The organism is Flavobacterium anhuiense (assembly GCF_001705175.1).
Taxonomy (GTDB): domain Bacteria; phylum Bacteroidota; class Bacteroidia; order Flavobacteriales; family Flavobacteriaceae; genus Flavobacterium; species Flavobacterium anhuiense.
Map to the genome: position 1 here is coordinate 3,754,769 of NZ_CP016907.1, position 14,903 is coordinate 3,769,671.

Below are 14,903 nucleotides of genomic sequence, written 5' to 3' on the forward strand. Positions count from 1 at the left end.
TTGCGGTAAAAAAAAAAGAATCACTTGACACTCTTAATTTCTCCATTTTTCAAGTCAACTGTAAAATGATCTGCTGGAACTTCGTGCATAAATTTATTGAAGATAATAAGAAATAATTTCATCTGTTTTTGTAGCGGATTATCTTTTGAAAGATCAGCTTTAGAACCTTCTAAAAATAAATGAGACAAGACTTTATATTCTTTTGCTCTTTGAATTCCAACATCGGCTAAAGCCAATTCATCTGCGCTTCTAAAACGATAAAAATCTACCAGAAGATCGTAACCAGACCAATTGAAGTTTTCTTTTTTGAGATTGTTCTGAGCTAGAACTTTTTCAGATTTAGCTTTAGCTTCATTCCATTGTTTTTGAAATTGATCTTTATTTTTAAGAATAAAATCAAAATCTTTATCCGATTGCATATTGGCTAAAACTAGTAAATCTTTTGCAGAAACATTCAATATAAAATCTTTGAAAGCAGAAGGCCAATCGTCTTTTAAGAATCGAAGACGTACTAATTCTTTTAAATGAAAATCGGTAAAATCGTGATAGTTTTTTGTTTTTAAAATATCAATATTCCAAATGTCTTGTGCGTTCTGACTTTCCAAAAACTGATATTCCATTTTATACAAATCAAAAAGTTCGTTGTATCTCGGAACATCATCAATAGTAATAGTTTGAATATCTACAAGATTATCTTTTTTGAAAGTCAATAATTTATAAGCTGGAATATAAGCAGCAAGAGATGGCGTCTGAATATTAACCAAAGTATTTCCTTTTGAAGAAGTTCGAACTCCCGTATCGTTGATGTGCATATGTCCGCCAAAATGAATTTTTAGTCCCGCATCAGCAAAAACTTGTGCCACTTCTTCAACAGGAACACGATTTAACTGCCATTTGTTTGGACCGAGCAATTCTTTTATTTCTGCGGAAGCGTCATCGTTAAAATCAATCATAGGAAAATGGCTGAAAGCAATTAAAGTTTTTCCTTGTTTTTGGGCTTCCGCCGAAATCGTTTCAACCCATTTTATAAGGTGTTTTTTGTTAGAAAGTACATTATTGTAACCTGTACTGGCTTCGTTGTAATTTTTAGAATCTTTTTCAGCAGAAGCATTTTTCTTCGGAATATAAACATTTCCGTCTATTGCCATTAACCAAAGCCCGTCGATAGGTTCTACAACATAACTAACATCTGGAACTTCATAACCTGGAGTTACCTCATATACTCGATTTGCCAATTTTGAACTTTCTAAAGCTTTTTCGAATGTATAATTTTTGCTTGTATAAGAAGAAAACGGAGTTGCCCAGAATTTGTATTTTTTATTGGGATGAAAACCAAAATCATGAAGCTGATCTGTAATTCCTAAATAACCCATTTTAGCAATATCGGCTGTAACAACTACTGGCTGTTCGATGTTTAAATTGGGCTTATAAAGGCCGTCTTTGCTAAAAATGGGCTGACTTTTACCATCATTTCCTAAGAAATCTTCTTTGCCTGATTCTTGAGCAAAAGGCCCAACTGGATCGTGATTTCCCGTTGTGATGAAGAATTCTATTCCGTATTTTTTGGTGTATTGTTCTAATATTGTGGCTAATCCGCGAACGTGAATCGGTTGACCGTCATCGGTATAATCTCCGGGAAGCGCCACGTATTTGATTTTTCGCTTTGCGATATCTTCTAAAGCAGCTATAAATGCAAAATAGTTTTCATTGAAAATTCGTGTAGAATGTAGCTGAGATGACATGGTTCGAAGCAAGGTATATTGACCCGTTTTCGGATTCAAAACGCCTTTGTAATCAGAGTCTGAAAGCTTGCCAAATAAATCTTGTAAATGCACATCAGATAAAAATGCGATTTGTGTTCCGTTGAGATTTTTTGCTTTTTGTGCTGATGCTTTATTATTGAAGAAAACTAGGAGCAATATTATGTATACTATTGTAAATCTTGAATTCATAGTTTTATACTTTGAATAAATTAGGAATCATTTTTTTGATCGCGGAGATCGCGGAGATCGCGGAGTTTTTTCGCAAAGATTTTAAGTATGATTTATAAAATAAACAAGCCCACAAAGCTTTGCGAACTTTGAGTTTATAAACGTAATCTTAAATAAAAAAATCTTTGCGAACTTTGCGTATCCCGATAGCTATCGGGATTGCGTCCTTTGCGGTTAAGAAAAAAATTAAGGCACATTTACAGGATTATTTCTAACATAACTTCCATCATCATATTTAATCTGATAAGAAGAATTAAAAAAAGTGCTTGGCAGATAATAATCGGTTGTGATGATTTGCGCGCCTGATTTTTTAGCAGCTTCAAAATGGGAATAATCATTGGCGCGCGCTTCTTTGGTATCAGAATCGGCTCTAGTTCTTATTAAATAGCCTTTTTTAACTAATTCTTCGATTTGCGGATCTTCAGAATTGTTTCTGAACAAAGCAGCAGCTTCAGGTTTTCCTGGTTCGGCGTTAATAAAAACGGCGCGCCCCTTAAGGGACGGGTGATTCAATGCGTACAAATCTCTTTTTGCGCCGTTGTTATCTAATAAGAATAAAAATCTTCCTTTTGCTTCTTTTAGGGTTGGCCAATTGTTGTTCAATACTGCTTCTTCGAGTGTTTTATATTTTCCGCGAACCATGTCTGGCGTAATCAATTTGTCTTTTCCTAATTCCTTAGGGATTAATTTATCCATTTCGTCAAAAACTGCAGTGGTGAAATCTTCTGGTTTTGTTCCGAAGAAATTAGCATCGCCGTCTTTTGGTTCTAGAGTAATGAAAACAGGAACATGATTTGGATTGGCATCTGACCATTTTTTTAATTCCTGAAGACAGATTTCGAAAGTATAGCAAGAAGTTCTAAAATCGATATCTGGCATATGAAAAACCTTAAAACCTGGTTTTTTCATTAGTCCGTTTGGGTCGTAATCTTCTTCAGATTTCGCAATTTCCAAACCTTTCGGGTGCGCATATTTTCCGCCTTTCGCGTCAGCAAAAATATCAATTTCCAGATTTCGCAAACCTTTGTTTAATTGATCGGTAATGCTAATGTGAGTGTATTGCAAACCTTTAAGCGAACGAGAAGTATCTCTAGCTTGAATAAGATTGTATAAGTCAGTTTCAATCGCGTGACGATAACTGTTATGTGATCCGATAACCTGAAGCTGGTTAATTTTCAGATTGTCGTTTTGCATTTGAGCACTTAAATTTAAAGCACTGGCAAATAATAAAGTGAACAAGAATGATTTCATAATTCTAAAATGTAATTAAAACTGTTTGACTGGGACGCATCAAAAGAAAATTCCATTTTTTGAAAGTGACTAAATTAAGTGTCATGCTCGATTTTGATGTTAGTTTAATAAAAAGAAATCGCAAAGGCATTCCTATTTCTGCTTGAAAAAAGTAGTATTTCTACATCAAATGTGTTTATTTTTTAATTTAAACATAACATTGACGCAAAAAAGATTGGAGTTTCATTTCCTTATTTTACGATAGTATAAAGCCTCTAATTGCCGTATGAATAATCCTGAAATTTTTGAACAGACGTATAACCAATATTGGAAAAAGCTCAACGCTTTTTCTTATACGATGACTCAGGACAAAGACTTGGCGCAGAACATTGTTCAGGATGTTTTTGTGGATTTATGGGAGAGAAAAGAAGAACTGAATATTAATGCAATTGAACCGTTTTTGTTTCGTGCAGTAAAAAATCAGGTTTTCAAACATTACCAGAACAATCGTTTTGATAAGACTATTTTAGAAGAAAAATTTGAAGACTACATTATAGATAATTTTTCAACAATTGATCCAGAAATTATGGATCTGCTTTATTCTCTATTAGACAAACTTCCAGAAAAACGAAAAGAAGTTTTGCTGATGTATAAATTTCAAGATATGACAATCGATCAGATTGCAGAAGAACTTGGGATTTCTAAACAAACCGTAAAAAATCAGATTTCATCGGCGGTTAAGCAACTTCGTGAAGGCTTAAAAGACTTGGCTTGGTTGGCTCCATTTATTATTTTCAATCAAAAATTTTAAAATAACTTTCGCTTGATGTTTTCATAATATTTGGCGATAGTACGATTTCGTGATTCTGGTACTTATTCATAACAATAAGTATTATGATAAAAAGAATCAAACATAGTTTAGAATATCTGCTGGATAAAAGTTCGCGAGGAAAAACTTCATCGGCAGAAGAAAATTTATTACATGATTTTGCTTTCAGCGAATATCAGAATTCAAAATGGGATAATGATTTTATGGGAAACCCAGAAATCGAATCTCAAAATATCTATGAAGAAATTCAATTAAGAATTGGAAGAAAGAGATCTTTCCGTCCTTATTTAAAATATATAGCTGCTGCCAGCATTCTTTTTCTGCTTGGTTTAGGATTTTTCTTGAGACCAAATGTTTTAAACCAAAAACAAATCACATTTAAAACGTCATCGATTCCCAAATCTATCCAATTAAGTGACGGTTCGAAAATTTATCTGGCAGCAAACTCATCATTTCAGTATCCTGAAAAATTTGAAGGCAATCAAAGAACGGTTTCCTTACTAAAAGGAAATGCGTTTTTTGAGATTGCCAAAGACAAACAGCATCCTTTTATTATTCATTCTGGCGAAATACAAACCAGAGTTGTAGGAACTTCATTCCACATTCAATTATCAAAATTAAACTGTAAGGTAATCGTAGTAACCGGAAAAGTAAATGTTTCTGGAAAAGGGCAGAGTGTAGATTTAGTGCCGAATCAGGAAGCTTTATTTGAGTCTCAAAAGTTAACCAAACAAATGGCTGATAAAGCTTTTTTGGTGAATTGGTATAATGAAGATGTGACGTTGGAGCAAACTACTTTAAAACAAGTAATCACCATTTTACAATACAAATACGGAGTTTCATTTGAGTATGATGACAAACACGTATTAGCAACGCCGTTAACGGTATTCATCAAGAAGGACGCGACATTAGAAAATGTTTTGGAACAAATAAATTATATCACAAACCTAAAATTTAAAGTTTATGGCGAAATAGTAAAAGTGGATTAAAAACAAAAAAGCAGTTGCGGGAACAACTGCCATTAATAATTAAGCATCGTAAAAACAATTACTTAAATCATGTATTTTAAACCTTCTTATTTAAATCTAAAGAGTTTTGTCTTTTTAGTTCTGGCTTTACTTGCCTTTCAGAGCGGTTATAGTAAAACTAATTTGCTAAAAGAACCAAAAGTAACAAATAAAATAGAAAAAGCTACCCTTGTCTCTATTTTTTCAAAATTAACGCAACAGACTGACTACAAATTCAGTTATGGACAAGCTGTAATTGCTGATAATACAGTTTATGCAGTAAATTATAACAGTGAGTTTATTACGGCGATTTTGAATGATCTTTCTAAAAAAGCCAATTTTAATTATAACATTAACGGAAAACTAGTTTTAATTCAAAAAACAGCTGCGCCAAAAGCAGTTAATACTAAAGCGGTTGACAGAATTAAAGTAAAAGGAAAAGTGGTCGATGAAAATAAATTGCCGATTCCTGGAGCAACAATTACAGAAACAAGTTCGTCAAATTCAACGGTAACTAATTTCGATGGAGAATTTGAAATTACAGTTGGAGAAGGAAAAACGATTGATATTTCTTATATGGGTTATAAAACTAAAACAGTTGCCGTACAAACTGGTTTTATGACCATTCAATTAGATCCAAATACAGCGGAATTAAATGAAGTTTTGGTTGTAGGTTACGGAAAACAATCTAAAAAAGACGTTACTGGTGCGGTTACACAATTGGAAGCAGCAAACTTCAAACAAGGTGTAAACGTTTCTGTAGATAATTTAATACAAGGAAAAGTGGCTGGTGTGCGTGTTGTAAATACAAGTGGTGAGCCAGGAGCGGGAGTAAACGTAACCATTCGTGGAGTTGGATCTATTAGAAGCGGAAGTACGCCGTTGTTTGTTGTAGATGGTGTGCCTTTGTCTAATGACGATGTGAGTCCGTCGGGAAGTAATGTTGGATTTGGAACTTCTTCGGCTAAAAATCCATTGAACTTTTTGAATACAAGCGATATCGAATCGATTACGGTTTTGAAAGATGCATCTGCTTCTGCCATTTATGGAGCGAGAGGATCTAACGGAGTGGTTTTGGTAACCACTAAAAAAGGTTCTAAAGGTGAAGGAACATTAACTTTTGATACTTATACAGGAGTTGCAACTGTGGCTAACAAACTTGATGTTTTAAGCGCAAGCGAATATAGAAATGCCATTAAAGATAAAGCGTTTGATCACGGTGGAAATACAGATTGGCAAGATGTAATTTACAGAACAGCTATTACAACAAACAATTCGCTATCTTTTTCTAAACAGACAGATTCTGGAAACTATTACGCTTCGATTGCTCAAATGGATCAGGAAGGTGTGGTTCGCAACAGTAATTTCAAACGTCTTTCTGGAAGAATTAATGCAGCTGAATCATTTTTAGATAACAAACGTTTGAAAGTAAAAATGAATCTTACGGCGAGTGAAACTAAAGATGACGGTGTTCCAACAAGTGATGACGGTGGTTCAAACGGACAATTGATTGTGCATACTTTAATGGCAAACCCGACCCGTTCTGTTTTTGATGCGAATGGAAATTATACCAATTTCAATATGAATGCGCATTACAACCCAGCGTATTTGTTGAGCATTTACCAAGATCAGACTAGAACTTTAAGAGTTTTAGGAAACTTAGAAGCGTCTCTTAGAATTATTGACGGATTAGAATATAAATTGAACATAGGTGTGGATCGTTCGATGGCGGAGAGAAACACAACCATTTTTCCAAACTTAACCGATTTGAATCCGAAAGGGAAATATGTTCAGAATAATTTAGACTCTAAAAACTCTTTAGTTGAGCATTATCTAACGTACAATTTGAATTTAGATAAACATAAAATTGAAGCTTTAGGAGGTTTTTCATACCAAAAATTTGAAAGATCGGGTACAAGTTTCAGCATTGACGGAATCGCAAATCAAGGTGAGGGAGTTCCGCCTTCAATCAATCCTGGTTTTAAAGGAACGCAATCTGGAACAACAGGTTACGCGCAAGAAAACGAATTGCAGTCTTATTTTGGAAGATTGAATTACAGTTTTGATAACAGATATCTTTTAACAGCTTCTATGAGAGGTGATGGTTCTACTCGTTTTGGTAAAAACAACAAATATGGTTATTTCCCATCATTTGCCTTAGGATGGAATATTGCTAACGAAAGTTTCTTAAGAGATTCTTCGACATTAAACAATTTAAAACTAAGAGCAAGCTGGGGACAGACAGGAAACCAAGAAGTTGAAAACAAAATTACGCAAGCAAGCTACTCTTTATCTGGAGCTGATGGATATTATTTATACGACGATTTAAATCTAGTGAATGGAGTTTCTGTAAACAGAACACCAAATCCTGATTTGAAATGGGAGGTTGTAACGCAATATAACGTTGGTCTAGATTTCAATTTATGGAATGACAAGTTGTATGGAACATTGGATTATTTCAATAAAACGACTACCGATGCGATTTTAAATGTTCCATCTCAAGCTTTGAGCCCAACAACTACAATCTGGACGAATATTGATGGTAAAATCATCAATAAAGGAATCGAGTTTATGTTAGGTTCAAAAATAGTGGACACTAAAAACTTCTCTTGGAATATTGATATGAATGGAGCAACGCTTCATAATAAAATTGAAGATCTTCCGGTTTCAGAAATTTTGACAGGAACAATTTCTGGTCCTGGGCAATCGGGTGTAAATGCGAATATTTACAAAAGCGGATACGCAGCGGGATCATTCTATTTGTTGGAACACATTGGTTTTGATGCCAATGGAGCAAATATCTTTAAAGATCAAAACGGAGACGGTAAAATTGACAATAGCGACAGAATCATTATCGAAGGAGCTTTACCAACTTTCTATTACGGATTTAATAGTGATATGAGATACAAAAACTTTACATTCTCATTTTCTATCATCGGGCAAACGGGAGGCTATTTATTGAATAATACAGGTTTAAATGCATTAAATATCAATAACCTTGCATCTGACCGTAATGTGGCTACAAATTATTATGAGTCTGGAGCAAATCCTGCAAACTCTCCAATCTTGTCGACTTTATTCTTAGAAAAATCAGACTTTATCCGATTGAATACGGCTCGTATTGGTTACAATTTTGATTTGAAAGGATTAAACTGGATCAACGGATTAACGCTTTATGTTACAGGTCAGAACTTAATTACGATTACCAATTACACAGGTTACGATCCGTTAATCAACAGTCCGAAATCTAACGGAGGAAACCAATCTATCGGTATTGATTATGCGAGTTATCCAACTTCTAGAACATTCAGTTTTGGAGCAACTTTAAAACTATAATTATTATGAAGACAAATACAATTTTTAATATTAAAACATTAGCGATATTCTCTTTTATATGGCTTTTTGCAAGCTGTACCAATCTTGACGAAGTTGTTCTGGATGAGGTTTTGGGAGAAGATGCATCAAATCCTGCCGGAGCTCTTGCAGCAGCTTATGACCGTTTGGGAGATGGAACTTTTGTAGATCACGGCGGTGTTTTCTCTTTACAGGAATATACGACAGATGAGGCCATCCTGCCAACTCGTGGAAGTGACTGGGGAGACGGAGGAAAATGGAGAGACATGCATGAGTTTACTTGGAAATCGGATAATGCAATTGTGGTAGATAACTGGAATAAATTGACAAACGGAATTACGCGTTCCCTAACGGCTATTCAATCAGTTGAAGAAAGTTCAATTTCAGAGAAGAAATTATTTTTAGCGGAAGCGAAAGGACTTTTAGCATATTATTTATACACAACTTTAGATTTGTACGGTCAAGCGCCTTATAGAGACCCGATGAATCCGAATGCGCCTTTACAGATTTTAAAAGCCGATACGCAAATTGATCAATTGATAAAAGATGTAGAAGCTTTATTGCCAGATTTAGCAGAAATGGGAACGCAGCAGACGCATCATGGAAGATTTACAAAAGAAGCAGCTTATGGATTTTTAGCGCAGATGTATTTGAATCGTGCTGTTTTTAAGGATCGTTATAATGCATCTTCAAGCTTTAATTTTACTGAAGCGGCAGCAACGGGTACAGGAACAGATATGGATCGTGTAATTTATTATACTTCTTTGCTGATTGATTCTGGAAAATATTCTTTAGAAAGTGATTATTTCAAAAACTTTGCAAGAGACAATGACAAAGGAAAAGAATTGATTTTTGCGATTTCTCAGAAGATTGATTACATCAGAAATGGTTCTAACAGTTTTGCTTATGTGTGTATGGAGCGTAACCAGAGAACTTCTGCTGCAAATAGAGGAACCAATGCGGCTTGTACAACTCCTGAGTTTTTTGCAACATGGGATGGGAATCATGACGATCCGAGATTTCAGCAAAAATACCAATATACTGATGGAACATGGTTTATGAATGATGGAACAGATATTAGTGTTCCAGCAACAGACATTGTACCGAAAAGTGCCAATTTGCCTTGGTTTCACTTTAATAGAGGAATTCAGTATGGACCACAATATGGACCAATCTTATTGTCATCTGGTTCATTGGAAATGGTTAACGGACGTATAAAAGTTTCTCCATTATACATGGAAAAAAGCACGACAACGAGAATGGATTTTACGCCTTCTTTAACCTTTAAGAATCCAGCTCAGGCAGTTTTCGCTCAAAACGAAATTAATCAAGGAGCACGTGTGTTTAAATATGAATTTGATCCAGAAGGAGGAAACGGAAACAGTAATGTTGATATTCCATTATTCCGTTTGGGAGGAATTTATACCATGAGAGCCGAAGCTTATTTTAGAAAAGCAAATACTGGTGCTGCAATGGATGATTTGAACAAATTGCGTACCAGCAGAAAAAGAGAATCTTTATATGGAAGTACACCAGGAAAAGCTTTAACAGCAATCGACCAAAACGTTTTATATAACGAGATTGGTTTTGAATTATATTGGGAGTTATACAGAAGACCGCAAATGATCCGTTTCGGAAAATTTGATCTTGCTGGAACAGCAAAAGCTGCTTCACAACCTTACCGAAGAGTATTCCCAATTCCACAATCAACAATTGATGTGACTAAGGAATTCAAACAAAATCAAGGATACAATTAAGTTTGTTTTTTAGAGTAACAAAGTAACAAAGTGACAAAGGTGCAAAGTAAAGCACTAAATCTAACACTAAATATTTACAATGAATTTTTTAGTAATTAAAAAACTTTGTCACTTAAAATCTTTAAAGTTTGTGTGTTAGTTTATTTTTTATTTTTTTTTCAAAAAGCCTGTTTTCAAAAAAAAGCAGGCTTTTTTTAGATGCTAAGGTTCTGAGGTGCTAAGATTCTAAGTTTTTTTCTGCACTGTAGAGATGCACTGCAGCGCATCTAACGCAAAGAATTTTCCGCAATCAAAGAAACCTTTGTCTCTTTGGAACTTTGTCCCTTTGGGCCTTAAAAAAATATAATAAACGAATAGTTAAATGTAATCCGTATCTAATTGATAATAAGTAAATTTGAGTTTAAATTTTACATTTTCAAATGTCTCAAATAAAAACATCATTAATAACTCAAAAAGTATAAAAATCATGATACATCAAATTGATACTACAGATAATATTGTTGCCTTTAGAGCATTGGCAGAAGTGACAAAAGAAGATTTTGTGACAACAGTAACCCCAGCCGTTGAACATTTGGTAAAACAAACTAATGAAATTAATTTTTTGTTGGTTTTAGATACTGATATTGAAAATTTTACAGCAGGTGCTTGGTTGCAAGACGCTCTTCTCGGTTTGAAAAATTTGGGGAAATGGAATAGAGCAGCAATCGTCACGGATACAGACGAAATCATTTCTTTCACAAACGGATTTAGCTATATTGTTCCAGGTGAGTTTCGTGGTTATAAAAAAGTTGATTTTAATAAAGCATTAAACTGGGTAGAAGGAAATATAAATTAATCCAGTAGCCAATAAAAAAGAGCGCTTATTATAACATATAAGCGCTCTTTTTTTATGATGGTTTATAAAATTTTAGTGATTGTATTCGATACCGCTGCTTGATTGAGCATCAATTTTGTCTTTAGATACTTGACTATATTTTTTATAACATGCCGATGCCAAAATTGGTAATGCAAGACTTCCTACAACAGCACTTGCTTTTGGATGTCCCGTTTTCTTCAAAACTGCCGATGCTAAAAGAGCACCAACTCCAGCACATACCATTTGTTTTACTGACAGATGTAACGGTTTGCTTTCAGGTTTAATTCCGTGTAATAATGGGTCTATAAAATTTAAATTCTCCATAATGCCAATTAATTTTAATTATACTTTTTTGTTATTTTTAATTTTTACTGTTTTCAGTGTCAGTTTCACTCTCAATTTTCTCAATTTCGACCTTTTCCTTTTTTATGGCTTGGCGCAAAAGAGCAAAAAGACTCATGTAGACATTTGCCATAAAAACTAGAGAAAACCCTGCCAAAATATATCCCCTCCAGTCATTTAACAAAAGTTTATAACCGCAGATAATCAGAAACGCAATTGTAACGTAATGACTAAAGCAATATTCACACGTAAGGAGATAAAAAAACTTCCTTGACAGTATGTATTTGTCATTTTTAGAATGTCTGACACACCATTCATGCGGTTCTCTAAAAATCTCTTCGTGTGTGACAGTCCAGCTGATGCAAGCAATTGGAATTGCTAGTACAAAAAGCCAGACAATTTGAGTGGCTAAAGTCATATCGCTTAATGCTTTACAATTTACGAAATTTTTGTTATTCTCTTGGGTGATTTTCAGGATAATGTTCTGCATCAAAATCATCCAATTCTTCATCCTTATCCAGATCGACGTCTTTTTCCAGATCATTTTCATAATCCAAATCAGGATCATATTCATCATTTAAATCATCTTGTGTGCCATCGTTTGTAATGGCATCATCCTCATTTACAATTCTTTCCTGATTTGGAATGTTCTCTGAACGGATATTTGTATTCGGCTCAAAATCTCCCTTAGGATGCAATGGATCTTCAATAAACTCTTCCTGATACTGATACGGATCTTCATCTCGTGCATAATTGTCATTGTCAATCAGCGTATTTTGTTCATAATAATCAGGATCGCTTTCGCCAAATTCTCGATTGTCATGTTTATGTAAAACTTGTTTAAACTCGTCTTCATTAGAGTAAGTACCGTCGAGAAGAGTATTTTGTTCGATATAATCAGGATCAAATTGACCATAATCATGGTTGTGTTGCTTTTCCATAATAGTGTTTTTTGATTATTAATTTTTCAAAGATTGAATCTTCATAGTGAAATCTGCAAATCTTTACAGTTTACTGTAATTGTCTTGTCCTGCTTTTAAAAGTCATGGCATTTAGGCTTTTACATTTTTTTCGGATTATAATTGACTTTAAAAGCTGTTTTTACAAATTTAGTGCGTTAAGAGAAGGAAGTTCTTATAAAAAAATAAGCCATAGTTGCATAATTAACAGTTACTTATAATGTAAATATTGTAAGAAATTATGTAAGTTTACTATATCGTAACAATCTACATTTGGGTTGAAATTAACGTGTAATTAAATTTAAAATCAATATGGCGTCAGATAAGGTAACCGCATGCTGTCAGACTTTAATAGAAAAGAACCTCACAATATCATTTGCGGAAAGCGCTTCGGCTGGAAAAATGTGTTACGAATTTTCGACAGTTCTTAATTCGGGAAAAATTCTCATAGGAGGAATAGTATGTTATCATTCTTCAATGAAAGAAGATTTGCTTCATATTCCGTGGGGAACCATTGAACAGTATAGCGCCGAATCTGCAGAGGTAACCAAGTTAATGGCTCAAAATTTTTACCGCTATGTGGGTTCGGATATCTGTGTCGGGTTAACAGGACTGACAACACCAGGAGGAAGTGAAAGCGAGTCAAAGCCTGTGGGGACTATTTTTATTCATATTATTTTTGGAGAAAAACAAATTGCCAAACGTTATGAGTTTAAAGGATCTCCAGAAAGTATTATCAATCAAGCAATAGATGTTGTAGCCGATTTGATTTTGATGGAAATTTAAAGAACAAAGATTAAAATAGTAAAGCCGTAAAGAAATTATCTTTACGGCTTTTAATTTTTTACTAGCGAATTATTTTTTGCAGTATAATGCGCCATTTTTAATCGTCTTTTTATCCAATTTTCCTTGGCTGAATAATTCCTCTAGAATTATTTTTGCCACACTAACAGAAATATCGTGAATAGCAGCATATTCCTTTGGAGCAAGTGTTGGATAAACTTCAAAAATGGACAATGAATTACTATTCATGAATTTTTTCTTCTTTGCTTCAGGAAATAAGGCTAACAAAGCATTTTCATAAGCATTGTAAGGTTTAGAGCCATAAACAGTTAGCTGGTTATTATCGGCATCGGCCAAAAATAAAGTTGGAAAACCTCGTACACCAAGAGTTTTTCCTAGATTTAAATCTTCTTGAAAAAACTTTTTAGCATCTCCATCATAATCCGTTTTTAATTTTTCCACATTCAATCCGGCAGTTTTTGCAGCTTCTGCTAGGTTTTCCCATTTTGCGATATTCTTTTTGTTTAGATATAATTCTTCGCGAAGAATACGCATAAATTTCACCGCTTTTTCTTTATTCTGCATTTGCGCTGCTTTGATAGCAATGCATGATGGATATGAAGAATCTAACGGATCTTCAAGCCAAACATTTCCATCAATTGGCATTTCGTAATACAAACTGGCTTCGTCCCAATGATGCGCAACATCAGAAGGTTTGCTTATTCCGCCACTATTATAACTCCAATCAGGCAATAAGCCGCCCATTCTATAGTCAATTTCAAAATAGTCGCCATATTCTAGTTTTAATTTTCTAAGCTGAGGTTCAATTCCCCAACAAGAAGAGCAAATAGGATCGGTATAGTAAATGATCTTGACTGGTTTGTTTTCTGCTGGAATAACCGTTTTTGCATTCGATTTTTCGCCAGCAGGCATCTCGCACATTCCGCTTACAGGATCGCATAATAGCGGATTTGTTTTGTCTTCACTCATTTTAGAATTTGTTTGTGACTGACAGTTTACACTGAAAATCAGGATTAATAGTATCGACAGTATTTTCATAGTAATTTTTAAAAGACTCTCGGATTTATGAACATGCTGCAAAGTTGAGCAGAATATGATAGCCAGTCAATTAGTCAAGAAAACATGACTAGAATCTAGGGGATTTCATTTCTGAATAAATAGGTTTTGGATCGGTATAATAAACTTTGCCTCTTTGCAACTTGGTACCTAAAAAAATCATTAAACTTTCATTAACAAAAAGTAAGATTTCATTAGTTTATATTTGTAAGACACAAATTAATTCTAAAGCATTCTTCTTATGAAAATTAAGTTTCTTTTCTATATGTTTTTATTCGGTATTATTTCGGTTTCTGCTTATAGTCAGAATGTGAAGCTAATTAATATCAATCAGCTTAATGAAAGAATTAAAAACGGAAAAGATAGCACTTATGTTGTTAACTTTTGGGCAACTTGGTGCGCGCCGTGTATAAAAGAATTACCGCATTTTGAGAAATTAGCAGCAGATCATAAAACAGAAAAACTGGCTGTTTTGTTAGTAAGTTTAGATTTTAAATCGAAATTAGAATCCAACGTAGTTCCGTTTGTGAAAAGGAAGCATCTAAAGAATGAAGTCTTTTTATTAAATGAAAGCAGTCCACAAGAATTTATTGATAGAATTGATCCGAGTTGGTCTGGAAGTATTCCTGCAACACTTTTTATTAAAAATGACAAAAGAAAATTTGTCGAAAGCGAATTTACCTATGAACAATTATTAACTGAATATAAAAAACTGTAA

Annotated in this window: 13 protein-coding genes; 7 read left to right on the top strand and 6 right to left on the bottom strand. The window is 34.0% G+C overall.

What is annotated here, in order from left to right:
• Positions 1-20: 20 nt before the first annotated feature.
• On the bottom strand, positions 21-1,952 hold the full coding sequence (locus BB050_RS16230) for a metallophosphoesterase family protein (protein WP_066034282.1): 1,932 nt from the start codon (positions 1,950-1,952) through the stop codon (positions 21-23).
• Positions 1,953-2,177: 225 nt separating this feature from the next.
• Positions 2,178-3,242 carry a phosphatidylinositol-specific phospholipase C1-like protein gene (locus BB050_RS16235; RefSeq protein ID WP_066034283.1) on the bottom strand — a complete coding sequence of 355 codons (1,065 nt, stop codon included), beginning with the start codon at positions 3,240-3,242 and terminating at the stop codon, positions 2,178-2,180.
• A 265-nt stretch (positions 3,243-3,507) separates the two neighbouring features.
• Between BB050_RS16235 and BB050_RS16240 the strand changes: the two genes are divergently transcribed.
• The 5 genes from BB050_RS16240 (at position 3,508) to BB050_RS16260 (ending at position 11,003) form a co-directional block, all read left to right on the top strand.
• A complete protein-coding gene (locus BB050_RS16240) occupies positions 3,508-4,032 on the top strand; it encodes an RNA polymerase sigma-70 factor (protein WP_066034284.1) in 525 nt (174 codons plus the stop codon).
• 83 nt (positions 4,033-4,115) lie between these two features.
• A complete protein-coding gene (locus BB050_RS16245) occupies positions 4,116-5,039 on the top strand; it encodes a FecR family protein (RefSeq protein ID WP_066034285.1) in 924 nt (307 codons plus the stop codon).
• Positions 5,040-5,108: 69 nt separating this feature from the next.
• Positions 5,109-8,393, top strand: a complete 3,285-nt coding sequence (locus BB050_RS16250; RefSeq protein WP_066034286.1) for a SusC/RagA family TonB-linked outer membrane protein — start codon at positions 5,109-5,111, stop codon at positions 8,391-8,393.
• A 5-nt stretch (positions 8,394-8,398) separates the two neighbouring features.
• Complete coding sequence (locus BB050_RS16255) at positions 8,399-10,168, top strand: RagB/SusD family nutrient uptake outer membrane protein (protein WP_066034287.1); 1,770 nt, start codon at positions 8,399-8,401, stop codon at positions 10,166-10,168.
• 466 nt (positions 10,169-10,634) lie between these two features.
• Complete coding sequence (locus tag BB050_RS16260; RefSeq protein WP_066034288.1) at positions 10,635-11,003, top strand: SpoIIAA family protein; 369 nt, start codon at positions 10,635-10,637, stop codon at positions 11,001-11,003.
• Positions 11,004-11,075: 72 nt separating this feature from the next.
• On the opposite strand, the gene BB050_RS16265 is transcribed toward BB050_RS16260, so the two are convergent.
• From BB050_RS16265 to BB050_RS16275, 3 genes are read right to left on the bottom strand one after another with little or no spacing between them, the layout of a single operon-like run.
• Entirely contained in the window at positions 11,076-11,348 is a 273-nt protein-coding gene (locus tag BB050_RS16265) for a PrgI family protein (RefSeq protein ID WP_066034289.1), read from the bottom strand.
• Between the two features lie 37 nt (positions 11,349-11,385).
• Complete coding sequence (locus tag BB050_RS16270) at positions 11,386-11,784, bottom strand: hypothetical protein (protein WP_008467558.1); 399 nt, start codon at positions 11,782-11,784, stop codon at positions 11,386-11,388.
• A gap of 34 nt (positions 11,785-11,818) precedes the next feature.
• The gene (locus BB050_RS16275; protein ID WP_066034290.1) at positions 11,819-12,307 is read right to left on the bottom strand and encodes a hypothetical protein; all 489 of its coding nucleotides are present in this window, start codon (positions 12,305-12,307) and stop codon (positions 11,819-11,821) included.
• A 330-nt stretch (positions 12,308-12,637) separates the two neighbouring features.
• On the opposite strand from BB050_RS16275, the gene BB050_RS16280 reads away from it, so the two are divergent.
• Positions 12,638-13,111 carry a CinA family protein gene (locus BB050_RS16280; RefSeq protein ID WP_008467556.1) on the top strand — a complete coding sequence of 158 codons (474 nt, stop codon included), beginning with the start codon at positions 12,638-12,640 and terminating at the stop codon, positions 13,109-13,111.
• Positions 13,112-13,180: 69 nt separating this feature from the next.
• Here BB050_RS16280 and BB050_RS16285 read toward each other — a convergent pair whose 3' ends face one another.
• Positions 13,181-14,098, bottom strand: a complete 918-nt coding sequence (locus BB050_RS16285) for a DsbA family protein (RefSeq protein ID WP_066034291.1) — start codon at positions 14,096-14,098, stop codon at positions 13,181-13,183.
• 328 nt (positions 14,099-14,426) lie between these two features.
• Here BB050_RS16285 and BB050_RS16290 point away from each other — a divergent pair, with 328 nt between their 5' ends.
• A complete protein-coding gene (locus BB050_RS16290) occupies positions 14,427-14,903 on the top strand; it encodes a TlpA family protein disulfide reductase (RefSeq protein WP_066034292.1) in 477 nt (158 codons plus the stop codon).

What these genes read in the sequence shown, in the direction of transcription:
- BB050_RS16230 (WP_066034282.1), bottom strand. Translation starts at nt 1,952, where the DNA reads ATGAATTCAAGATTTACAATAGTATACATAATATTGCTCCTAGTTTTC.
- BB050_RS16235 (WP_066034283.1), bottom strand. Translation starts at nt 3,242, where the DNA reads ATGAAATCATTCTTGTTCACTTTATTATTTGCCAGTGCTTTAAATTTA.
- BB050_RS16240 (WP_066034284.1), top strand. Translation starts at nt 3,508, where the DNA reads ATGAATAATCCTGAAATTTTTGAACAGACGTATAACCAATATTGGAAA.
- BB050_RS16245 (WP_066034285.1), top strand. Translation starts at nt 4,116, where the DNA reads ATGATAAAAAGAATCAAACATAGTTTAGAATATCTGCTGGATAAAAGT.
- BB050_RS16250 (WP_066034286.1), top strand. Translation starts at nt 5,109, where the DNA reads ATGTATTTTAAACCTTCTTATTTAAATCTAAAGAGTTTTGTCTTTTTA.
- BB050_RS16255 (WP_066034287.1), top strand. Translation starts at nt 8,399, where the DNA reads ATGAAGACAAATACAATTTTTAATATTAAAACATTAGCGATATTCTCT.
- BB050_RS16260 (WP_066034288.1), top strand. Translation starts at nt 10,635, where the DNA reads ATGATACATCAAATTGATACTACAGATAATATTGTTGCCTTTAGAGCA.
- BB050_RS16265 (WP_066034289.1), bottom strand. Translation starts at nt 11,348, where the DNA reads ATGGAGAATTTAAATTTTATAGACCCATTATTACACGGAATTAAACCT.
- BB050_RS16270 (WP_008467558.1), bottom strand. Translation starts at nt 11,784, where the DNA reads ATGACTTTAGCCACTCAAATTGTCTGGCTTTTTGTACTAGCAATTCCA.
- BB050_RS16275 (WP_066034290.1), bottom strand. Translation starts at nt 12,307, where the DNA reads ATGGAAAAGCAACACAACCATGATTATGGTCAATTTGATCCTGATTAT.
- BB050_RS16280 (WP_008467556.1), top strand. Translation starts at nt 12,638, where the DNA reads ATGGCGTCAGATAAGGTAACCGCATGCTGTCAGACTTTAATAGAAAAG.
- BB050_RS16285 (WP_066034291.1), bottom strand. Translation starts at nt 14,098, where the DNA reads ATGAGTGAAGACAAAACAAATCCGCTATTATGCGATCCTGTAAGCGGA.
- BB050_RS16290 (WP_066034292.1), top strand. Translation starts at nt 14,427, where the DNA reads ATGAAAATTAAGTTTCTTTTCTATATGTTTTTATTCGGTATTATTTCG.